Below are 23525 nucleotides of genomic sequence, written 5' to 3'. Positions count from 1 at the left end.
TATCCTTTTATATTTTACCTATGTTATACTATAATATAACTTAGGTAATTAATTGGAACCGATAGAAAAAAGCTTAAAGTCGGAAAAGCAGGTAGCGATAGCAAGGCTCCAGGATCTTGCCATGGATGCAGTCCTAGCCATAGAAAAAGGGGCAATCCTTCACGGAGGCACTGCTATATGGAGATGCTTTGGCGGCAAGAGATTCTCGTTTGATTTAGATTTATACGCTTCCGATAATCAGCTTAAAAAATTGACCAGAAATTTGACCTGGGAATTCAGCAAGAGGGGGATAACCATGGATTACCAGCATTCGGCAGAACGTGTTATAGGCGTACATAATGCCCAGGCTTCCGTAAAGCTCGAAATTCTCAAAAAGCCCGCAGGCAAGCGAAGCGTCCAGAAGGAATACGCGAGAGCTGACGGAACAAAAATGTTTATCAATACGCTTTCCGAGACAGACTTCATAGCAGAAAAAATAAAAGCTTACAAAAGCAGGGGCTATGCAAGGGACCTTTACGATATATACCACTTATTGTCATTACATGAAAAGCCGGACAAGAGCACAAAGAAAAAGCTAGCAGCATTCTTAAAATCGATGACCCCTCCTAAAGACGAAAAACAGCTCAAAGAGCTTATATACGAAGGCGTTGCACCTACTTTCGATACAATTGTCAATTACATAAAAGACGAGATAAAATGAAATATAAAGAAATGCTGGAAAGCACATTCAACAGCATAGATTATCCGGTCTTTACGTTCAGGGATGCAGAGCTTGCGCTCAAGAAAAAAGGGATAACTGCCAGGTACTTGAGGCTAATGATGCACAAGTATTATGCTTCCGGGAGGATAAAACGCATAACAAAGGGGGTATACACGTTTCACGATGATGCAATAGTCGCAGGCTTTGCATTCCAGCCATTTTATTATGGGCTTGAAAGCGCCTTGAGCATCCTTGGCGTATCGACTCAGGCCTCAAACAACATAGTCATGACTACAAGAAACGTAAGGACAGGAATAAGATCTTTTCAAGGCAGGAACTACAAGATACTTAGGATAAAAAGCGAGCTTCTTTTCGGTTTTAGCACAATGAGAGTGGGTGGTTTCATGGTGCCTGTATCTGACCTGGAAAAGACTGTTATAGACATGTTATATCTGAAGGTTCCGATAAGGGAAGAGCTTTATCCAGAAATATCAAAAAGGCTCGACAAAAGAAAGTTTGAAGCATATATGAAAATGCTAGACAAAGACCTTTTGGAATCCGGTCAAAAGTTCCTTATAAAGATAAAAGCATGAATGGCTGTAGCCGATTCTAAACTACTTTTGATCAACTTTACGCTTTCCTTTTGTAAGTTGATAAATATTAGATGAAAAAAGTAAACTAGAATATAACTACAGAGCGCTTTGTAGATTTATATCCATATTTATGGAAAAATAGTGCAAAATAATAAGGTTTTTAAATATATTTGTTATATTTTAAACAAAAGTATATCGCAGTATACTAGGTTCATACTGATATACTTTTTGGAAAAATGTTTAACCACTTTTAATAAAGTGCTGTAATATGGCGCATAAATCAGTCTCTCCAATGAGAAATATGGCAGTATTCCTGTTTTTGGTATTGCTTGTCAGTGGTGCAGCCCATGCAGGAACTGCCACAATAAGCCCCCAGAACGTCAGTGTGGATACCAGAAGCATCGCACACCCCACAATAACCACCTTCACATTTACAGGGAGTGGGGTCGGCCTCCTTCCCAATGAAAGCGGAACGCCAACCATGGCATACAATATACAAATAAAAGCCCAAACAAGTCTTGGTGGCGAATGTTTTATTAGCGTAACATCTGAAAAAAACAATCAATCATATGCTTATAATCTAACATCTAACGGAACTTTAAGTAGTGGTTGTCAGGATAACGGATTTTTGACATTTGCACCCCTTTACGGCCCATATAATATAACATTCACTACATACAACGACACCGGTAATGGCGAAGAAATCGCATCTGCCAACGCAATATATAATGTAAATTACAATCTTGCAACTCCAACACTCTCTCTTTCCACAAACGCATTGGATGTTGGCCAATCAGTTACTATGAATGTCAACTGGGAGTATCTTAATTATCCATTACCTACAGGAACTCCTCCATTCACAGTTAAATTGTATTCAAGCTCCACAAGCTCCTGTGGGGGATCGGGCGCTACACTTGTAGATTCATCAAATGACATAACTACTTACTCAAAATCGTTTACTGTGGCTCCTACCACTACAGGCACTATATATTATTGTGCAGTTGTGACTGACAGCTCTTATGACAGCGCACAAACTAAAAATTCTACTATAATGCCTCTCTATGTTGCGGCAACGCCAACAATAAGATTGTCAGTCGATTATTTTAATTATGATCAAGGCCAGCCAGCTACCTTCGGATTCGCCATTAATAACGGTATGGGCCCGTTTGACGTATCTCTAATATCCGCGTCAAACGGCTCCGAAATAGGGAACACCTTGACATTGGATTCGCCAGGCTCATCGGGCAGCTTTACATTTAACGTGCCAGATACTACAGGCAGCTACGACTATTATGTAAAAGTGATAGATGAGGAAACGAACAATGGCGGCACAAATCCCTACACGTTTGAGTCTTCAGGCAGTCCGGATAGCATCCAATACACAGTAAACCCAACATTGTCAGTTCCATCAATATCCCTGAGCTCAAGCAGAGTTGAGCAGGGCCAGCCTTTCAGCGCATCGCTGTCGTGGACCGGCGGCACGGAGCCGTATACCGCCAACGTTTACGTTTATAATGCAACATCGAATGCGCTAGTAACTGGCCTCACAGGCCTTGGCATTAGCGGAATTTCTTCCGATACTGCAAACATTCCAATACAGAGCAATGAGCTCATGCCGGGAACTTATTACCTGGAGGCGGCAGTAACGGATTCAAGCGGCACTGGTTCCGAAACGAATTCAGCTGTATCAGGCAACTTCATAATAGCTGCAGGCCCCGAAATAACAGAAACTCTTTCATCGAACTCATTGACATACCCAAATTACCCAACTATTAACCTGCAGGTTGCGAATGGAATATCTCCATATTCCGTTACAATAAACATAGTCAATCAGGCCACAGGGTCTGTTGTCGAAAGCAACTCCATATCGCTGACTGCAGCAAACAACATTGCATCATATCCTACGAACGTTCTTGCTCCTGGCTCCTACTTTGCAAACGTGATACTTACAGACAGCGCGTCCCCTGCAGTTACAGTTTATTCATCAAACGCATTTTTGATAAGCAAGATATCCCCCATATTGGCACTTGATGTGCCTTCAAGTTTCACCTACAACGGTGCAAATGCGACTGTAACTGCATCGGTGTACCCGCTAGGCCTTACTGGCAATCTGATAATGTCTGTAAATGGAGGCACTGGAGTAGATGTAGCTGCGCTTACGTCTACATCAAATACGCTGACTTATAACGCCCCTGCAAGTGCAGGTTCGTATTCGTTTACCCTTGCTACCGATGCAAACTCAATCTATGGTGCTGGAACAACCACTGCAAACTACATAATAAGCCAGTACAACCCGCAGCCCAGCATTTCAGTTCTTCCGTCCGACAGCTTCGCGTACGACGGCTCAAACGCAATAATAAACTACAGCCTTACAACATATTACAGCAACACCATCGGAATGAACCTCTACGTGAACAACGCCCTAGTGCAAAGCAGCACCGAAAATCTAGTAAATGTGCAGCTAAAGAACATAAGCATAGGCAGCTACTACGGCTATTATGGCGCTGCAGTATCGCAAAACGGCACATACCTGTACGCCCCATCATATTATGATAATTTAATATCAATAGTCGACACTAAGACCGGTGCAATTGTAAAAAACGTTAGCACAAATCTTCTGAACGGGCCCACTGGAATCGTAATTCCAAACAACACAGGCAATGCATACATAACCAACTACCTTAACGGCACTCTGGCAGTGTTTAACCTATCTACAGGAACTGTTGAAAAGGACATACCGTTAAGCGCCAATTCTTTAATGCTTTCTTCAATAAAGCCATATTACATAGCCGCTTCGCCAAATGGGAAATTGTTATATATAACTGACTCAGGCACTGCCAACATATCAGTTGTAAGCACAAGCACAGACACTGTAATAAAAACCGTGCAGCTTCAAGGCGCATCGGGCCCATACTCAATAGCGCTGTCCCAGAACGGAAATACCATATATGTGGGAAGTGAAACCAGCTCGCTGTATTTGATAAACACGAGCACCTATGCAGTAACAACTGTATCGCTTTACCCCTACCTAACACATGCAGGTTCAGAGATGGCATTTGTCGGTTCTAATCTATACATACCTGCATATGAGGGCAGCACAGGAGTTGTTATATACAATACAACTACTGGCGCAGTAAGCGGCGTATCCGGAATTCCAGATGGAATGATTGCAATTTCTGAACTGGGAGGATATTTATACATAAGCAACGACTATACAAGTAGCATTACCTATGTTGTAAACGGTTATTCTGGAAGCCTGATAGGATCGATTCACACAGGCTCATATGAAGCCAAATATTCCATTGCGGTCGGCAGCAATATATACCTAATTAACTATGAATATAATATAACCGAGCTTAAAAATATCAATATAATAAAAGACACATCAGCTCCTGCAAAGTTCAACTTCTATTACACAGGGCCTGCAGCAGCCGGCACCTATTCCCTGAAAGCGGTTCCCGTTATATCTGGCAATTACGTTACGTCAAATGCTGTGTCTACGCTCACCATATCGCCTGTGCCTCTCAAAGCATTGAGTGCCTTGCCGTCAAACTCCGTTTATGACGGAGCGAACTTTACTGTAACGGAGTATAATTCCAACGCGATGAAATTGGGCCTCAGTGCAACCCTAAACGGAAATATAATAGCCAAGGTGCCCTCTCTTCAGCCAAACGGAATAACAACCTTGGATTTCTACGCAGGTGCAGAGAGCAAAAATGGAACTGCATATTTCACTACGGATTCCAATACTGTCTATTATTACCCTCCAGATTCGACCTTCGGCAACGACATAATATACCTGCCCGGCGGTTTTGAATCTTACGGCATCGCGATATCAAATGCCACTGACTATGCTTATATATCACAATATGAAGGCAATACGATACAGGTCTTCGATCTTGCAACCAACACGCTGCTAAACAGCATAATGCTCCCATACAGCGAATCTGAAATTTATTACGACCTTCTTAGCAAGAATGATTCCGTTCTTTACGTGTCAAACTATGGTACAAACAGCATAGACGCCATAAACCTTGTCACGAATGCAATAACACAGATAGGCCTTGGTTCTGATTCCTATCCCGAATATATGGTACTTTCGCCCAGCGGAAGGCATCTCTATGTTTCAGGATACTACGATAACGTTTCAGTAATAAACACAACTACAGACGCATTGCAATACAAAATAACAACACCTACAAACGATTATACTGGCGAAATGTCTGTATCGTCCAATGGTGAATATCTGTATATACCTGTATACGACTCTGAATATGTCGAGATGTACAATACCATCACCAGATCGCCTGTAAAGTATATTTCTATATATTATCCATATATTTCTGCCGTATCTGGAGGCAATGCTTACCTTTTCAGCTATTACCCGTATTATAAAGGATATGATGGAGCATACGCATACGGCGTAACGGTTTTGAACACAACAACCAACACGCAAGTTTTTGGTCTTCAGGGAGTGCCGTTCTACGAAGATCCTTACTACGCTTTTACTGGCAAAAACGGGACAGTTTACCTTATAGGGCCTTATGGATACGAAAGCGAGCCAAATAACTATACGATTGTAGCAATAAACCCAATAAAACCTGAAACTGAATATTCTCTTCCTGCAGCTGCAGGTGCCTACACGCTAGACTTCCAGACTACAGATTCAAACTACACGGGAATAGGCGTTGCAAATGACATATACACGATATCAAAGGCAACGCCAGACATGCACCTGTCAGGCATAGCCCCGAGTTTCATATACAGCGGCAACTCCATAAATGCAACTGCAACATTCTCAATATCAAACACCATGCAACCTCTCAGCGGAACGCTTACGCTGAATGGCAACGTTATTGCAACATATGCTGCCAATGCATTGGGCCATGTGCAGACGGTGCCAATCAACGCGATAAGCCTTGGCAACTACGTCCTTGAATTCGAAACTACTGGAAACGCAAACTACACATCTGCAAATGTTATGGAGAGCTTTGTGATATCTGGCGCCGCTGCGCATACTTCCATTTCTGTGCCGCACAGCTTCGCATATAACGGATCGAATGCCATTATAACCGCTTCAATATCGCCTTCGAACGCGATAGGCAACCTATACATGTCCGTTGACAGCGGGAATTATGTTAAGGTAGACTCAACAACCTATTCTTCAAACGCCATTACGTTCAATGCGCCAGCTGTTGCAGGCAACTATTCTTTCGAGTTCTACAACACTGCAAACGTCTTATACGGTGAAGGATTCTCAATTGGGAATTATTCGATATATAAAGCAACTCCGACAATGTCGTTCCCGCAGTCATGCAGCAGCTATACTGTTGATGGATTCTCATGCAACACCATTGCATCTATCGATACATACAACAGCCAGATAACCGCAAGGCTCTACGTAAACGGCACGCTTGTAGGAAGCACTTCCAACACCATAACATACACAGGTTCAAACGCGATAAACACGTATTATATCGTATTCAACACTACTGGAAACGAGAATTACTCTGCCTATTCGATATCATACCCGTATAACATACACAGCCCAAGTTCCGGAAGCAGTTCTTCAACTTCAACAACTACTACTGTTACCACAACGGCACCATATTCCACAATACCTCCAACCAGCGTAGTGACTACAACCATACCTCAGAGGATATTGAACATAAGCCCATCAGATAATTCGTATTCAGGAAATTTTGGCATTTCGAACAAAGCACCTTACAACATCAGCTTCAACAACGAAGGAATATTCATAAAGTTTGTCTCAAAATCCAACAGCACAGTCAAGGCGAACTTTACCATATCCAACTATACTAAAACGCTTCCGTATTTCCCTGGCCATATACTCTACAAAGCACTAATGCTAAACTTCACAAGCAACGCAACAATAACAGCAAACATAACGATGCATTACAACTGCAGTTCACACTACGCTGTGGCCCCGTACATCTTTAGGAACGGAACACCGGTAGAGATAACCAACTATACCGTATATCCATTGTCATGCACCATAAACTTCGAAGTCAGCTCAGACCCTATAATAGCACTTTACGAAAATGCTACAAATAAAGTAGCACCAGTAACTACGACCATTCCAACAACAATACCGCAGAAGGTACCATCTTCAAATTCAACAATAGGTATTCTTGTGGTGTTAATTATCATAATAATAGCTGCAGTAGTCACTTACGCCTTTAAAGGCAACAAAAAGAAAAGGTAATAAAAGGCGGACATCTAATTCCACGTATTGCATTCTGTGTTGTCTTTGGCCAATGGCGATGCGCTGCAAATTTACCTAATACGACTCTAGTAGAGGCTTTATTCTATTGATTAATGGCATACGGGCTATGCCTAAATAATTGTTAGAATATCTAACATATTCTATGAAAAACTGGCGCAGCAAAGCATTAAATATTATAAAAGGCGATAAAGCATTGCAAATTTATAGGCGATACGATGGCGAACGAAAAGTCTATTGGAAAAAGCAAGACAACGGAGCTGTACGACAGGGTAATGCCAGTGATGCTCGGCAGCGACATAGACGCCAAGGTTCTTGCAGAGTTCCTGCACGGCAAGCAGTTTGTGTCTGATAAAACTGCTGTCAGGCCAGTAAAGCTGCGCGTGGAAGAAGACGGCAGCGAAACCTATACATTCGAAAGAATAACTACATCTGAAGAAGACAGAAAACTCTATTACATAAAGGCCGGAGATCCATCCACTAATGCATTCGGCTGGGCCCCAAAACCTACAGCAGTTGCTGAAGGCTTAGTCGAAATCGGAAGAATTACAACATACTATCCCTACGGCTACGAAGGCTTCTTCAAGCCCACACAGAACGAAGTGATAAGCCAGATTCCCAAGAAGCTTTTGGATACCGGGGCCGTTGCGGCATATGCAGTACACTTCACGAGGATTATAGGTGACATGCATGAGGCAGATACCGTGCTATACGGTAAGAAGGATAATGCCAACAAACAGGCATGAAAAGCCATAGCCCGGCATAATATACCTAACTAATTATTAGAATATCTAATATTATGTTAGGTATTCTATAAATCGCTTAATTTTTGCTTATAATCGCTTGCGGCCTTCGCCAATATAATTGCATGGGAAGGCCTTTTTTATAACGTTATGCGTTAAATAAGAGGGCATTTTTTCAATGAAACCTTGCCAAAAACCTGTATTTTTGTGTGTTCCTATGCCAAAAATATGTGCTTCCATAAAAACGAAAACCGTTATTTTTATTTCATATTTTTGAGCTAAAAAATGCCTCTCGAGGAAAAGTACAATTTTTTAAACAAGTTTGGCGCGCAATACCCATTGCTTAACCAGGATGGCCAGTTTTCCATAAATCTGAAATGCAAGCTTTTTCCAAACCGTGTTTTTGTTGCAAAAAAATGGAATTACAATTTTTGCCATCCATTGCACATGATATTTTATTTTTATGGAAAATGATACGAATCGTTTGGCAATCGAGCTAGTTTAAGCCTTCGAGAGAATTATTTTTAGCAAACATCCTGCAGATTATCTATTCTAATACTTTCATAGAAATTCTAAAACTATATTATTAATTCAAATTGCCTGCTTCTTAAATGGATTAATCACTTTAATCCCATTGATCTTCTTGAAATCTTTTTCATTCTCAGTGACTATAGTATAAACATTGTTTTCTTTCATCGTCTCTGTTATCAGAGTATCCCAAATGCCTGTCTTGAGCCGAGCAGAGGTTTCAACAGCGCTCATGGCAGTGGAAACGCTATAATCGAGCTTGCGCCAAGAAGAAGCTTTAGCAAAATCTTTTATTATGCGCTCGGCATCTTTGCGCGGCAAAGGATTTGCTACGAATCTAGTTAAGACATTGTAAAGCTCCAAAAGTACCTGGCTTGATATTACTCCGTTTCCTTCATCCATGGCCTTTTCAATCAGCTTCAATGCAATGCTATGCTTTTCAGCTTCGCCGCTGTCAAACGCATAGACAATTACAGAAGTGTCAAAGAATAGGTCAGCGGCCATACCATTCATCTCTGCTTTTGGTTATCTTGCCGAGCGGATAGCCTTTCGTCATTCAACTTATCGCTGCTTGCTTCTATCGCGCTCTTTATGACTTCAGAAAAGCTGCGCTTGCCCTTTCTCCTAGACAATTCTATATAAACTTCATTTGAGACTGATATCTGTCTGGCCATCGCAACACATATGTATAATGTATGTATACATATAAAAGAATTATGGTCTGACATTTTCAATAGAAATTTTAAAACTATCTCCGTTAATCCAGATCCGGCTCTTTCACAAGCTCTTTGGTCTTGTAGCCTATCTTGTCCCTTATGGCAGCATGTTTTTGTCTAAAGTCGCCACACGATGACGGTATTGTTGGCAAGGCTTACTTTTAAAATAATTCTTATACATATACAATTGCAGATTGGAAAGGTAATATTATGATATTCAAGGACGTGGTGCATGGAAGCGTAGATGTAGAAAATCCAGTGATTAAGGAATTGGTTGAATCAAAGCCAATGCAAAGGATAAAAGCAATATGCAATCAAGGTGTCCCCAAGAAGTACATAGCAGATTTCGAGGTTGATTATTCCAGGTTCGACCATTCCGCAGGTGTCATGCTTGCACTGAGAAGGGTGGGTGCCAGCCTAGAAGAGCAAGTGGCAGGGCTTCTGCATGATGTTTCGCATACTGCCTTTTCGCACATGGCGGATTATGTCATAGGTAATGGCGTCAAGGAAGATTACCAAGACAGCATACACTCTAGATTTTTCGGAAAGGGCAGTGAGCTATACGAGATACTTAAATCAAACGGAATGGACCCTGAAAAGATTTCAGATCCCAAGAATTTCGGCCTGCTTGAGAGGGAACAGCCCTATCTGTGCGCAGATAGATTCGACAGTACAGCCAGGCTTTGGGCGGAGGAAGAGGGCTCTGAAGCAGTGAGAAGAACCCTGGAATCCCTAATCGCGTACGAAGGATATCTCGCCTTCAAAGAGAAGGATATAGCCAAGGACTTTGCAATTAGACACGAAAGGAGAGTTCCGGAAGTTCCAGAAAACCCGCACAGGGCAGACTTGGACATAAGGTGGTACATATTCGGCGCTGCCATAAAGATAGCAATGAAAAATGGAACTATTTCAAAAGCTGATTTCGACCTTACGGATGCAGAGTTTCTGAAAAAGCTTGAAAATACTGCAATAGAGCAAGTTGACACGCTTTTGGAATATCTAGCAAACCATAAGGGAGAGATCAAATATGAGCTAGCTGACAAGGATGAGCCAAAAGTAGTAATATACTCTAAGTTCAGATATATCGATCCGTTCTTTTTGAAGGATAGAAAGCTTTTGAGGGTAAGTGAAGCTGATTCGGACTTTGCAAATAGGATAGAGCGCAATAGGGCATTAAACAAGGGAGGCATAAGGCTGAGGAGCTTAGAGGGAATAAAGCTGCCGATAGAAATATGAACCGAAATATGCGTCGAAGCTTCTTTCTCTCCATATCTTTTTATTATAGGGAGCAAATTATGTGGTGATGTGCTTTTACATTCACGTTTGTAACGGGCATGTGCGTTACTGGTACAGCTAGACACACTATGCCAATGCCTCTTATAATCTCTTTTCCAGAACTATCTGGTCGTCCCAGCCCTCCAGCCTCGCTTTCTTGTATGCGATCCTGACGAATCCGTTGTCGTAATAGAACTTCCTTGTCAGCTTGTAGGGCTCGTAGCTGTCCTCTTCAGGCAGCGTCTCTACCTGTATGAGCGTCAGGCCATGGCTCCTTGCCTCATCCTCCACCCATTTGAGAAGCATAGTGCCTATGCCCATTCCCTGATGGTTTCTTTCAACTGCCATCCAGACCAGTTGCATTATGCCGTCATAGGAGCTATAGCATGCGAAGCCGAGAGTTTCATCTCCGTCTACTGCCACAGCCACGTTGTTGAAGAAAAGGTCGGTCTCAATGCTCTTCAGCCCGTTCTTGTTGAACCATTCCTTGAGGCCTTGCGCTATCTTCAGCGCATCTGCAATATACCTGTCGCCCTGCTTCGCCCTTATCACTTCCATATAATCAATTAAAGCAGCCTTAAAATTTAATACCATTCCACATATCCCCTTCACTGCGCATCTTTTCGTTATCATGAGCGAATTGGGTGGATTTGCCTTGTCTGCACAGGCAATTGAAAACCTGTGTTTATCATATGTCAGTATCGCAACATGTAAAAATATATTTTCATGTGCTTTACGGGTTGCTAGCAGATTCACTCGGGCTGCTTCTCCTATGGTATGCAATCCTATCTTCTGATATATTTTTTTGAATGTAGGCTTGTTTGTCTGACTGAACCAAATTTTATATATCTGCTGCTGGGTTTCGAGCCTTCCGCATAAGTGTACAGGTATACCCCGTTGACTGTAAAACCGTGCTTGAAGTGTAACGCCCCGTATTCCCTGAGCGCCTTTTCAAAACCTCTCTTGTCCAGATCCTTGTGGGATATCGTTATATGCGGTACGAATTCCCTTTGATTCATCTTGTCCTCGCCAAAACCTGCAACCAGCTTTTTATGCAACAATGATATATCACGATTCTCAACCACGTGCAGGTATATCACATAATTATGGCGCCTTCGCATTGGACCATCGCTCCTGTTTGGCTCGTCAAACGCGGATACCCCGTCGATGTATACTTTGAATGGCTTTACATCTTTTGTTATCTTCCCTATCTTATCTAGAAGAGAATCTTGCCGGTACGCGTATCCGGAAATGTCAAGCAGGGTAATATGGGGATTTTTCCTGCTGGCATCGCGGTAAACCCTGTACCTGTTGGCAAAATCGCTCATTATTGCAATAATCTCTTTCCTGAGCCTTTGTGGCGGGCATATCTGTATAATCCTCGTGTCGGTCATAATCGGAATAAGCATTACAAATATAAATTATGACATCAGTAGCAACGGAAAAAGGCAAAATTAATAGTGTCAAAGCTGTTTCAGATGTCTGCAGTTTTATAGCAATTATACTCGTCTTTTCGCGATGTCGGAATTTGCCTTTATCTATCCTTAAGAGAAGCATGCCGCGTTTTTCAGACGATATGGCTCTATTTATCCTTTCCTCCAAAATCATAAAAGCTTACACCGTCAATTCCCTGTCTGCATATTGTTCCATGCAGAAAAGTTTTTCTCGCACAGCGATAAAAAATCCGTCCCGAATCTGTTTTTTTCAAGCATGTTCTTCATGCTTATTGCATCAATACTGCTTATCGAATTCTGCTTGATATCCAGCACATCTAGTATTTCTCGTTTTTTGGCTTTGCCTTTAGTCAGCGCAATAAAAGCAGACATATTCAAAAGCTTCCCGTTTGTTCTCTGAACCAATATCCCAGTTTCCGAACGCAGGTAATCATATCCCATATTGATGCCTATGCAGTATGCCGCATATGATTTTTCAACGTCGCTGTACGCCGGATCTTTAAGGATACGCTTCAGCGTATCCAAGTATACAGGATTTAGACTGTCTGCGGAGGATAAATGACCCAAGAGCAGCATCCTTATGCGGTCGTCCTTAATGGCTGCATTTACGAGCATTTTTGCTATGCCGTCTAAATTCATGGCGCTGGTTTTGTCCTGTCCTGCTTTTTTTCTTATTCTGCTAAGCCATTTTATTATTTCGTCCTTTACCACTTCCTCTTCGTTGCAAATGCCTTCTAGGTGCTTTTCGATAAGCGGAACCGGGGCATTGGCTATTAACGCGGCGTAAGCATTTTCGGCAAGATCAGGGTTGCTGCTGCTTAAATATTCCTCCAGTAAAGCAACGGAATCTAGGTTGGTCTGGTTATACCTAAGCGCATTGAATGTCTGGGCTATTATCCGGTAATCCTTCTGCCCTTCAATTATCTTATGTACAGTATCGTTATCTAGTGCGCTTATTTTACCCAAAAGGCTTATAGCAAGCAGTTGCTCACGCTCTTCTCTGCCAGCTATTGCCAGTTCCCTTATTCTTTCGGTAAACTTATCCAGTTCTTCAATGCTTTTTTCAAACCCGTTTAAAGCCCTATTCTGCATTGCCAGCAATGCCATGGATACGATTTCTGGGTCATCTTCCTGGGCTGCAATGGAAAGCTCTGGAGATTGAACATTTAAGTGGCCTGCAATCCATATGGCGCCAAGCTTTTGCTTCTTGTTTCCAGAAGAATAATAAGACGAAACCTTTCTGGAGAGTGAAGCCTCATCAATCTTTCCGTCAAACATTGAAAGGAAATCCTTTATCATGCTTTCCTTTTCGATTCCTTCAGAGAACTTTGCAACTGGGATTCCGGCTGTCTTCAGTGCCGAATAAAGCATAAATGATGCAAACGCATCGGTGTAACCGCAGAAATGGAAAGGGCTTATGCTATTGAAGTATTCCTTCTTGTCCTCTCTGGTAACTGTTATTGGCGCAAGCCCGTTTTTGATCAGATACCAGTTCATCAGCAACCTGACAGTTCTCCCGTTTCCGTCTTCAAACGGATGCTTGTCTACAAAAAGAAGGTGAAATTCCACAGCATTTGAAAATGCATCTGATGCATTTGATGGCTTTCTGTTCAGAATCTCTATTAGTTCATCCATTTCCTTTGGTAGTTTAGACGCGCTTTCCGTGATCTGGTCCCCCACAGATGTCATGGATCTTCTAAGGCCGTAATGCAGATTGTCCAGAATATTGGAAAAAAGCAGTTTTCTCAGCTCTATGATGTCATCCAAGGTAATTTCATTATCGCCTATTTGCGCGATGCGGTTGTAAACATCTTTGTGATTTAGCAGCTCAATGTAATCGGTAAGTCTTCCACTTCCTATCTCAAGATCGCCGTTTATGAGCATAAGGGCTTCTGATTCATCAAGTTTATTGCCTTCAATGGCACTAGAATAAAAAATGATTCTGGTAATATCCTCTCTTATAAAAAAACGTCCTCGCCCAGTTGGGGAGAGCATTCCTGCAATTGTACCATATAACTTTCCTGCTTCCTCGATTCCAGAAATATCCATTAAAGCCACCTTTTATTAGAAAGCGCGGATTGTAGATGCAGTGATACAATGCATACTGCACTTTCTGGCGCCAAAGCCAATTATTTTGAGCGTCAGGCATCCACACAGCCAAAACAACTGCTTACTGATAATATCTTTTCCAGGCTGCTTCCTTTGATTTCTCATTGTATGCAGATAGATATCACGCTCTTTAATTTGGTAACTAATTTATTAAAGATATTAGGTGCGTTTGTTTGCTGACGTAACCCACTGCAGCCAACTGACGTTTTGTGTTGCCGGAAAGACCAAGTAGTACTCTTTATTCAGCCCATAGCTTTGCTGATGCACAAAGAATGCCGAAGCTTGAGGCCGGGCGGAACTAAGAAGCCTCGAATAATAGTATTACGCAAGATAGCAAAATGGTTTATTTCCTTAGTTGGGACTTTGCCTGGTTATAATAGTAATATTCGGACAACAGCCTGTTCATCCCCTTTTTGTCGCCTTTGTGGTTTTCGAGAAGCTCATCGAATAACTTTTTTTCATTTTCGAAAAGGGATTCTTTTTTGCTTCCATAAAAATTTCTCAAAAGAAGCTCAAAGTCCTTTATGTCCTTTAGCCTTCCGGCATCATATTTCAGCATTAGCATTATCGGAGGCTTTGGAACTAGCACTTTAGTATGGGCAACGTTTACCTCCTCAACATTTTTTAATATCTCTTTTATAGTTATGCCGTTTATTGGCCTAGAATAGTAAAAATCAAGAGTTATGGGATCGTAGGAATGATCTTTCAAATCTTCAGCACCGACAATCTTGCCTCTCTCATTCCTTTTTATCATGAAATTCTCTTTTTCGAGATTTTCCTTACGTTCTGATGGGTCCTTTGACAGTACCACATCGACATCGTGAGTAAACCTCGTTTCATTAAAACAGAGGATGTTTACCGCTCTTCCACCTATCACTACAGGCATTTCTCCAAAGCCTTCGGTAAGCCTGGAATAAATATCCGCAAATACCGATACTGGTATGTTATATTTATACCTTTGATTGTAAGCTTTTTGATTGTAATTCATTTGTACACCTGCTCGCATTAATATTTGGCGACTTTTTAATATTTATACCTTCTATTTGGCCATGTTTGTGTCAAAAATGGCCTGAATATGCGTTTTTTAGCCAGGTATACGCACTCTTTTGTCTTGCAGAAGTGCATGGCGTCATGGCTGCCGCATTCGGATGCAGCCAAGACTGCCAAAGCCATGGGCTTTATGGCTTGGCGTTCTCTTCCACGAATTTTTTTATCTCCTCTATGTTCTCGATTATCAGCTTGGCTTTTCCAAGGCCGAACGTGAACGGGCGTGCATCCTGCTCGTCTTTCAGCAGGCTTATTGTTGGGAATCCTTTGTATTCTCCTGTCTTTACTGGCATTTTCATCACCTGATATGGCTTATAAGGGCAGGAAAAGGGATTTAACCCTTGCCGTTATGCATATGCAGCGTATGTAAGAAGTTTAGTTGGCATTTTCCAACAGAAATGTAGATGCCTTGCTATTGCACATAACGTTATTATTCTTGACATTTCAAAATCTTGGTAAAACAAGCAGGTGAAGCTTTGCCTAGGAGCATAGTAGAAGTCAAGGGCGCAGTGAAAAGCTTCAGGACTTACGAAAATAGAAAAGGCTTTTTTGGATCGCTCAGAAGAAAGTCGTTCATGAAAAAGGCCCTGAAGGGCGTAAGCCTGAACGTGAAGGAGTCAGAGGTAGTGGCACTGCTCGGCAGGAATGGAAGCGGCAAGTCAACAATGATAAAGCTTATGAGCGGCATATTGTATCCAGACAGCGGAAGCATAAAAGTTTTGGGCATGGACCCGTGGAAGGAAAGAACAAAGCTTGCAATGAATATAGGCGTGGTCTTCGGCTCGACGCATCCGCAGCTGTTCTGGGACCTGCCCCCACTGGATACATTCATATACGTGAAAGAGCTTTATGGCATAAGCCAGAAGGACTATGATTCCAGGCTTGCATACCTCAAAAAAATACTCAGCATAGACAATGTTTATAAGAGGCAGACTAGACAGCTGTCCCTGGGCGAGAGAATGAAATGCGAGTTCACCGCCTCAATACTGCACATGCCAAAGATTGTGTTCATGGACGAGCCCACAGTGGGAGTAGACCTCCCCTCCAGGATGGCCATAAGCAGGGCAGTCATTGATCTAAGGGAAAAATTTGGCATAACGTTCGTTCTTACGACGCACGTAGTTGACGACATAGCAATAGCCGACAGGATAATACTTCTGGACAAGGGAATGAAGCTTTTCGATGGAAAGCAGGAAGAGCTCAAGAAGAGGTTCGGGAAATACGCCATACTGGAGCTATACTTCAAGCCGGAAGCAAAATTCGATTACGCAAAATACGAGTCTTTGGGAAAGGTTTTCTCCAAAAAGGACGGCTATATTGGATTAAAGGTAGACCCAAACATAACAAAGAGCGATGCGTTCGCCTCCATATTCGAAGATGGGAACATAGAGGATTACAGGCTATCAGAGCCTGGGCTCAGCAGCATACTTGAGAGCACTTACAAATACATAGACTCGAACAAAAGGTCTGAGGAATGAATGGAAAGTACTTCTCCGTATTCAAGGTTTTCCTGAAAAATGCAATGGCGTACAGGGCAGAGATAGCCCTAGATGCAACATTCTACATGCTCAGCTCGCTGGTAATGGTAATAGTGTGGATAGCAGTTTATCATTTCTCAGCACTCACAAGCATAAACGGAATAACAATAAGCAGCATGACGGTTTACCTTTTTGCGATAGGCAGCATAGGGTTCCTCTCATGGCCCGGAGTAGCCAACGTCCTGGAATCTGACATGCGCAGCGGCGAGATAGCAAGCTCGCTGATACGGCCGATAAAATACCCATATGCAGCCTTCATAAGGGAGATACCGGAAAACCTTATATTCTCACTGGCCGGAACGCTTCCCATATTCATAATAATTTACATAATCGCAGGGCTGCACCTTACTGCAATGCAGGTCTTGATGCTCGCAATAGAAATGATGCTTGCCTACCTGATAATAAACTTCATAGGCTTCATAATAGGCTCGCTCTCGATTTACCTGACCGACATATATGGCATATTAAGCGGAGTTACGTGGATGTTTTCGCTGCTGGGTGGTGGAATCATGCCACTGCTGCTCTATCCGAAGCTATTTTACGGGATACTGATGCTCACACCATTTCCGTTCCTTTACTATGTCCCGGGTGGGACATTCACAGGGATCATCACCGCGGCGCAGCTGCCTGGGCTCGTGGCAGAAGGAGCCATCTGGGCATTGGTACTCTTTGTAGTCGCGGTTGTCATATGGAGGCGTGTAAGCAGGGACATAAACGCAGTAGGTGTTTGAATGCTTGAAAGCGTATCCAGGAACCTGAAGATGTACTATGCATCTCAGAAGATACTTTGGAAGGACATAGCAATTTACAGGACGCAGTTCGCCGTTTGGATATTTGTTTTCATGCTTAGCACTGTAGCCAGCGTAGTAACAATAACCATAATATACGACGTCTCAAGCGGAGTGGCAGGATGGAGCTATTACCAAATGCTCGTTGTGAGCTCGCTTGCCAACATGATGATAGGAATGGTGCTTTACAACATATCGCCACAAAGGCTGGCAAAGACAATGCGCAACGGACAGTTTGACCAGCACATACTCAAACCTTACAATCCTGTCTTTACGATGCTATCGCTTTACGGGACCAAGACTTCCATAGGCAGCGTGATAAGCGGAGCGCTGGTCTTCGGATATGCTGCCTACATGGCTGGCGTAAGCGCCATTGGAATTTTGGGGATAATCATAATATTTGCGCTAGGGGTCGTTTCGCTGACTATGTTCCTCCTTATGATTACCCTCATATCTTATACCCTTTTCAACAGCGCAGGGTACATGCAGTGGGTAGCAAATATAGCTTCCAGGGCTGCCCAGTATCCGCTGACGATATATGGGCTGCCTGGCATCCTGCTTTTCACTGTCGGATTGCCAGTAGGCCTTGCGGCATTCTACCCTTCGGCATTGGTTTTCGGTAAGATAAGCCCCATATCAATTGTTCTTGTGGTAGTAATCGAAGCTTTTACCGTAGCGGTTTATTACTACGCTTGCAAGTGGCTTGTGAAAAAGTATAGGAGCGGCGGCGGCTGACGCGCAATGCAGCACGCCAATCAGATTTTCGACTTAAAGCCAAAGGCCAGAAGGACTATACCTGCAAGCATGGCCATGAATGCCGCAAAACCGTATGCATACAGCGGCCCTAAGACGTAGAAGAAACCCAATGCCAGGTTGGCAATGAAAAGGCCTATGCTGCGTGACGAAGTCAATGCGCCCATTCCGCTTCCTGAACTGGCAGCTGTTTTTGCAAGCGCTACTATTGTGGGCTCCAATGTCTCTATAGTGCCTACTGCTATCCCTATCACGAATATTCCAGCATACGATGCAACGGCACCGAGGCCGAAATGGAATGACAAGCCTATTATTAGCGACCCTATGCCTGCAAGAAAATAGCCGAATACTGCAAGATTCCTTACAACCCTTCTTGTAAAGACGCCAGCCACATAACCGAATGCCGCAGACACCAGAAGGAATACTGCATACGACAGCGCTCCATATAAATCTGTAGACTGCTGGGCTATTGTGAGAACGGGAAAGCTCATGCTGTAAAAGCTCAGGCCGTATATGGCTGTTGCGAGTATTACGCCTTTATACGGGCCGGCTTTAGCTTGCACTGCCTTGGCTGCTGATTTTACAGGCATGCTCTTTTTGCTGCGCTTTCCATGCGATGGAAGGCCCTTGTAACTGACCAGGAAAAGGCATAGCGATGATATCAGTATAGGTATGGCCGTAGCGAGGAATATCAGCTTAAGTGCGACGCCCAGATATATGCCTAGGGCAAGGTAAGAAACAGCGACGATGCCGCCGCCGACGTCTAAAGCATTAAGGAATCCGTAAACCTTTGGCTTGTCAAGCCTGCTTGATATGTCTCCGATCATGGCCCTTCTTGCAGGCGTCCTGAAATTGCGCGCCCACCAGCCCGCGGAGAATATGGCTGCGGCCTCCGCAGCGAACGAGGCAAATCCGGTAAATGAGAGCACTGGTATCAAAATATTGCCGAGTATCGCTATTTTCTTCTTGCCGTACCTGTCGGCAAGCCTACCTCCGTAATAAGCAAAAACAGAGCCTATGCCATATGCAAGCGCCATTGCTATTCCTAGGTAGTATACTGGGGCCCTAAGATAGAGCACAAGGAATATCGGAAACCCGGCTATCAGCGCCTGGTAGCCTGCATCTGCAAAGAATGCTGACAAAGATATTAGCAATACGTCTCTTGTCAGCCAGCTGGCCATAATTGCCATTAGGCGTTAAACAATTTAATAGTTACCAATAAGCGTATTTGCCCGGCTGATTCTGGCGATGCAAGCATAAAGCAAGACCCGGCCGCAATACTGACAGCACGCAGCCGAGCCAGCTTTAGACCCTGCTTCCTAATCCACCCCCCACAGCTATATATAAGGCGCATTTCCAAATATATTAAACTATCGCTTGGCTTGCTATTTCCTTAGGGGATTCCTTAGCCTTATGCGAAGTGTTTCTTTCAGGCCAGGGTTTTTCATCAGGGCGGATATTACATCAGAGTGGCTCCTCGTTTTTATTCCCCAGTCGTAGTACCAGATTTTAATTCCATTGCCATTGAGGAGCTTTAGCTGAACCTTTTCAGTCAAGGCAGCGTTTGGTGCAAGTGCGCAACGCACGTTGCCTACAGGATCCTCGGCAAGCGCGCTTTGGACATCTTCGACAAGCCCGGTATTTTGTGACAGTGCCATTCTTACCTTATAACCCGATTTTAAAAATTCAAACTGCATCTCTTTTTGCAGGCTACGATTGCTTGCCAAGGCAATGTCTATAGATTCAATCCCATATGCATGCAACAGCTTCTGCGTCCCGAGCTTTATGCATTCATTTGCTGCAAGCGCTTTACGGACCTGAATGCTCTGGTCACATGCTAGTGCCAGCTGAACATTTTCTGCAAGGTTCGAATTTTCGGCAAGCGCTATCCTTGTCGCAAGCGAAGTGCTTACCGCGAACTTCATCTGCAGTTCTACAGGCATAGGCTGCTTGTCTGCCACTGCCTTCTTTATTTCAAAGTCGCTGAGCAAGCCAGATGTATCCATGTACACCTGCCCGTCAGGCCTCATTTTCTGTATAAGGAGCGCGGTTTTTGGATCGTTTATGTCTTTCAGGAATGAGAGCACACGCTTATCGCCGTTCAGCAATTTGCCCAGGAACTCCACTGGGTTTTCACCTGCGATGCCGGATATTTCCCTGAGTCCGTGTGCAACGTCGCCCTTTAGGCTTATTGTAAATTTATTTTTTTGTGCTTTCATTCTAAATGCCACGTAATAGGGGTAATGAGCGTTGTTCATATATTTATTTTTTTCTTATAGCTGACATTGCAAGCAATTAAGTGTCAGTACGGGTTCCTTAGGTCAAAGGCTGCTTTTTATGCCAGAGCCGTCAGGCTCTGGCTAGCCGTAATGCAAGTTCACAGCAGGCTGGCGATAAGGTCGCTAAGCACGTCAACCCGGTCTGCCTCATTTTTCTCGCCACTATTCTTTAGATCGTTAACGTGCTTTTCCTTTTCCTGCCATGCCCTGTTGGCTGCCTTTGTCTTTTCTGCTACACGCGCATCGTCGGTGCTTATGCTGCTGCTTCCCCTTCGCAGTGAATTTATATGCGGGAGTATTTCACTGCTTATGCTATCGTCCGTTCTGATGTTTTTTTCCATAAAACCACAAGGCAATCAATCTATGATCGTTTTATTTAAAGATTGCTATAGACTACGACAATCAAGCGGCCTGCCCCTGCTAAGAAGCATAAGCTTGTCCTAAGAAAACCGCAGGCATCGCGAGGTTCGGAGGCATGGCCCTGACCCTTACCCAATTGTATTCTACAGATGCCCCAGGCACTGTGGAAAAACTGTCAGTCCCTACAAAAACGCTTGCGTATGGCTTCATCAGCGGTGCCACATAGGAACTGCTGTACTCGCCAGAGGAGTTTACTTCATACAGGTTGATGGAAGAATAGCCCTGGTCCACAGTTGCGCTCTCAGGCCCAAAATAGGTAAGGTTCATGTAGCGCCATTCAGGAGTATACGTCCCTACGTTCTTATCAACGAAATATATGCTATTTGCAGCTTGGGCGTTTATGCTGAAAAGTGACCCGTCCTCCTGGGTAGCCAGTGATATGGTGGTGCTCTGCGTGGAATTGCTTGCATCGCTGCTTGACAGCCCTGCCACGTCTATAGGATTAGGGTTTCCTGCAGATTCAAAATTTGCTTCAAGTATGTAGCCATTCATGTTCGGTATTGCGGTCTTGTATACCCAGTCATACGAGTATTTTGACGTGTTGCTGATCTCGAACTGCAGCGCCTTTATCCTATTGCAAAATTCCGCTGTGCCTATGCTGCTGCAATATGATGCGTTTACGCTATTCATGCTTGCATATGGCATGAGAGTGAAGTTGGATGCGCTTTCAAGCCCGTTGAAGTATGCATCAAAAACGCTTGCTCCGTCGTCGTATTCTGCATACTGCGCAGTGAGCTCAGGCGCTTCTCCTATTCCGTTGCTTCCAGAGCTTGACAGCAGGTTTGCTGTCTTGTTGGCAAAGCCTATGTAAAACAATGTGCTGTTGTCCGCAGGTATGCCTCGCTTCAGGTTAAGCCATACTATCAAAGTGCTTGAACTGTTGCCCTCAATCCAGGCAGGTATTATTGTCCCGTTAGGGTAAAAGAATTCAAAATTTGCCTGTCCTGGATTGTATTCTATATAGTTGTTGTAAGCTGATTCAGGCAGCTGTATGAGTTGCTGGAACGGCGCAGGCGTAGAGGCATTTTGCAGGTTTGCCACGACTATTTTAGCATAAGCGATTATGCCTGTCTGAAGCGTGATGTTTACAGGCGCTGGCGCAGGCGGGCTCACTGCACTAAGGCCCTTTACCCTTACTGTAGCTATTTCGGTCATAAGGTTGGAGTAGCTCCCAAAGCTGTATTCTGCCCAAAGCGTGCCATATGCTGTTCCGGATGGGGAATCTATCGTCAGTAAGCTCCTGTGGCTCTGGCCGCTCTTCAGAGTGCCTACAATGTATGAAGGATATGCGTTGCAGGAATCGGGGTAAGACACATTGCTCGGCACAAAACAGACTATGACGTTGTTCCAGTCGTTTCCTGTGGCTTGGCCTATTGTTGCGCTAAAGGTTGTGCCATACGCGTTTGGTGAACTGCAGAGGAATCCCGAATTCGCAAAGCACGTTGTGCTTACAAGCCTGCCAGGATTGAATAGGCCAATATAGAACATTGCGCCCAGGAATACCACTATCAGTATTATCGCCCATCCGTATGTTAGCAGATATTCCATTGCGGATTGTGCCCGTACGCCTTTGGCAGAAACTTTACCCATCCTATCATTTAGTGATTAAAATCTCCTTATTATTATAAAGCTTTTGATTCATGGCAAATATTTATATATAATAAAATAGAGTGTATCACTGGTCCTATGCAAAATAAAAAGGCAAACATCAAAGAAGCGGAAAAACAGGGCGCCCAAGAAAGCCGTGATGCCAATAGCAGCAACCTGCTTAGGAAGCTTTATACCGTAACAAACAAGGACATGGCCTATGGAATAGCCAAGTCCATTGCAGAGCTTTACTCAAGCGGCAGCGAGGAGGCTGCGCTTTCCATAGCAGGCTATATACTGAAGCTTGACTGGACAAACAGGAAGCATGACCTCAATTATTGGACTGACAAGTACATGAAAGAATTTGGCGACGAAAGTTTTCAGCTTGCAATAGAGAAGCTGAAGCGCGAGCTCAGGGGCGGTTCTGTAGTCAAGAGAGGCGAGCTCGTAATACACTACGGCCAGAAAGGGCAGGGGATAGAGCTCTTGGTAACACTTGGAGGGAAGCCGTTCATAGAGAAGGTAAGCCAGACGGAGTGGCATGTGCATTCCCATTCCGAAAGGAACCTTTGGTACGCAGTCATTTTCAATAACGGAACGCCCATATGCGCCTGCAGGGACTTCAAATACAGGAAAAACACCGTAGGCGGCAAGTGCAAGCACATTTACGCGGTTGAGGCAACAAAAGCCCTTCTGCAGGCAGCAATGGAAAAGTAGGTGCAAACGGTTTAGCAAATCATTTTAATTATGA

20 protein-coding genes are annotated in these 23525 nt (G+C 43.6%); 9 read left to right on the top strand and 11 right to left on the bottom strand.

The annotated features are described in order from the left end of the window. Nucleotides 1–52 precede the first annotated feature (52 nt). The 4 genes from M1125_00285 to M1125_00270 all read left to right on the top strand — a co-directional run bounded on the left by M1125_00285 (nt 53) and on the right by M1125_00270 (nt 8283). The gene (locus tag M1125_00285; GenBank protein ID MCL5404267.1) at nt 53–700 is read left to right on the top strand and encodes a nucleotidyl transferase AbiEii/AbiGii toxin family protein; all 648 of its coding nucleotides are present in this window, start codon (nt 53–55) and stop codon (nt 698–700) included. Continuing rightward, nucleotides 697–1293, top strand: coding sequence for a hypothetical protein (locus tag M1125_00280; protein ID MCL5404266.1), 597 nt, complete (start codon nt 697–699; stop codon nt 1291–1293). Before M1125_00285 ends, M1125_00280 begins: the two co-directional genes overlap by 4 nt. A gap of 268 nt (nt 1294–1561) precedes the next feature. After that, nucleotides 1562–7519, top strand: a complete 5958-nt coding sequence (locus M1125_00275; protein ID MCL5404265.1) for a hypothetical protein — start codon at nt 1562–1564, stop codon at nt 7517–7519. 236 nt (nt 7520–7755) lie between these two features. Beyond that, a complete protein-coding gene (locus tag M1125_00270) occupies nt 7756–8283 on the top strand; it encodes a hypothetical protein (protein ID MCL5404264.1) in 528 nt (175 codons plus the stop codon). Nucleotides 8284–8871: 588 nt separating this feature from the next. On the opposite strand, the gene M1125_00265 is transcribed toward M1125_00270, so the two are convergent. Next, nucleotides 8872–9312 carry a PIN domain-containing protein gene (locus M1125_00265; GenBank protein ID MCL5404263.1) on the bottom strand — a complete coding sequence of 147 codons (441 nt, stop codon included), beginning with the start codon at nt 9310–9312 and terminating at the stop codon, nt 8872–8874. A gap of 5 nt (nt 9313–9317) precedes the next feature. Further along, a complete protein-coding gene (locus tag M1125_00260; GenBank protein MCL5404262.1) occupies nt 9318–9482 on the bottom strand; it encodes a hypothetical protein in 165 nt (54 codons plus the stop codon). Between the two features lie 252 nt (nt 9483–9734). Here M1125_00260 and M1125_00255 point away from each other — a divergent pair, with 252 nt between their 5' ends. Continuing rightward, entirely contained in the window at nt 9735–10760 is a 1026-nt protein-coding gene (locus M1125_00255; GenBank protein MCL5404261.1) for an HD domain-containing protein, read from the top strand. Nucleotides 10761–10901: 141 nt separating this feature from the next. On the opposite strand, the gene M1125_00250 is transcribed toward M1125_00255, so the two are convergent. The 5 genes from M1125_00250 to M1125_00230 all read right to left on the bottom strand — a co-directional run bounded on the left by M1125_00250 (nt 10902) and on the right by M1125_00230 (nt 15702). After that, nucleotides 10902–11357, bottom strand: coding sequence for a GNAT family N-acetyltransferase (locus tag M1125_00250; protein MCL5404260.1), 456 nt, complete (start codon nt 11355–11357; stop codon nt 10902–10904). Nucleotides 11358–11584: 227 nt separating this feature from the next. After that, on the bottom strand, nt 11585–12193 hold the full coding sequence (locus M1125_00245) for a 2'-5' RNA ligase family protein (protein ID MCL5404259.1): 609 nt from the start codon (nt 12191–12193) through the stop codon (nt 11585–11587). Nucleotides 12194–12421: 228 nt separating this feature from the next. After that, nucleotides 12422–14137, bottom strand: coding sequence for a Fic family protein (locus M1125_00240; GenBank protein MCL5404258.1), 1716 nt, complete (start codon nt 14135–14137; stop codon nt 12422–12424). 568 nt (nt 14138–14705) lie between these two features. Then, nucleotides 14706–15350, bottom strand: coding sequence for a nucleotidyltransferase (locus M1125_00235; protein ID MCL5404257.1), 645 nt, complete (start codon nt 15348–15350; stop codon nt 14706–14708). 190 nt (nt 15351–15540) lie between these two features. Then, nucleotides 15541–15702, bottom strand: coding sequence for a hypothetical protein (locus tag M1125_00230; GenBank protein ID MCL5404256.1), 162 nt, complete (start codon nt 15700–15702; stop codon nt 15541–15543). 183 nt (nt 15703–15885) lie between these two features. Here M1125_00230 and M1125_00225 point away from each other — a divergent pair, with 183 nt between their 5' ends. Genes M1125_00225 through M1125_00215 form a run of 3 tightly spaced genes read left to right on the top strand, consistent with a single transcriptional unit; the run spans nt 15886 to nt 18470 of the window. Next, nucleotides 15886–16887: an ATP-binding cassette domain-containing protein gene (locus M1125_00225; GenBank protein ID MCL5404255.1), complete on the top strand. Its 1002-nt coding sequence runs from the start codon at nt 15886–15888 to the stop codon at nt 16885–16887. Then, nucleotides 16884–17678: an ABC-2 family transporter protein gene (locus M1125_00220; GenBank protein MCL5404254.1), complete on the top strand. Its 795-nt coding sequence runs from the start codon at nt 16884–16886 to the stop codon at nt 17676–17678. The genes M1125_00225 and M1125_00220 overlap by 4 nt, the downstream gene beginning before the upstream one ends. Further along, nucleotides 17679–18470, top strand: a complete 792-nt coding sequence (locus tag M1125_00215; GenBank protein MCL5404253.1) for an ABC-2 family transporter protein — start codon at nt 17679–17681, stop codon at nt 18468–18470. Between the two features lie 20 nt (nt 18471–18490). Here M1125_00215 and M1125_00210 read toward each other — a convergent pair whose 3' ends face one another. The 4 genes from M1125_00210 to M1125_00195 form a co-directional block, all read right to left on the bottom strand. Next, complete coding sequence (locus M1125_00210; GenBank protein MCL5404252.1) at nt 18491–19669, bottom strand: MFS transporter; 1179 nt, start codon at nt 19667–19669, stop codon at nt 18491–18493. Between the two features lie 204 nt (nt 19670–19873). Next, nucleotides 19874–20707 (bottom strand): hypothetical protein, encoded by an 834-nt coding sequence (locus M1125_00205; GenBank protein ID MCL5404251.1) that lies wholly within the window; start codon nt 20705–20707, stop codon nt 19874–19876. Between the two features lie 158 nt (nt 20708–20865). Further along, nucleotides 20866–21108 (bottom strand): hypothetical protein, encoded by a 243-nt coding sequence (locus M1125_00200; protein ID MCL5404250.1) that lies wholly within the window; start codon nt 21106–21108, stop codon nt 20866–20868. 79 nt (nt 21109–21187) lie between these two features. Next, on the bottom strand, nt 21188–22777 hold the full coding sequence (locus tag M1125_00195; GenBank protein ID MCL5404249.1) for a hypothetical protein: 1590 nt from the start codon (nt 22775–22777) through the stop codon (nt 21188–21190). 96 nt (nt 22778–22873) lie between these two features. On the opposite strand from M1125_00195, the gene M1125_00190 reads away from it, so the two are divergent. Beyond that, nucleotides 22874–23491: a hypothetical protein gene (locus tag M1125_00190; GenBank protein MCL5404248.1), complete on the top strand. Its 618-nt coding sequence runs from the start codon at nt 22874–22876 to the stop codon at nt 23489–23491. Nucleotides 23492–23525: the final 34 nt, after the last annotated feature.

This window comes from Candidatus Marsarchaeota archaeon (assembly GCA_023485295.1).
GTDB lineage: Archaea > Micrarchaeota > Micrarchaeia > Micrarchaeales > Micrarchaeaceae > Micrarchaeum_A.
Note: the sequence above shows the minus strand (reverse complement) of the source record. Positions and strands in the feature narration are given on the sequence as shown.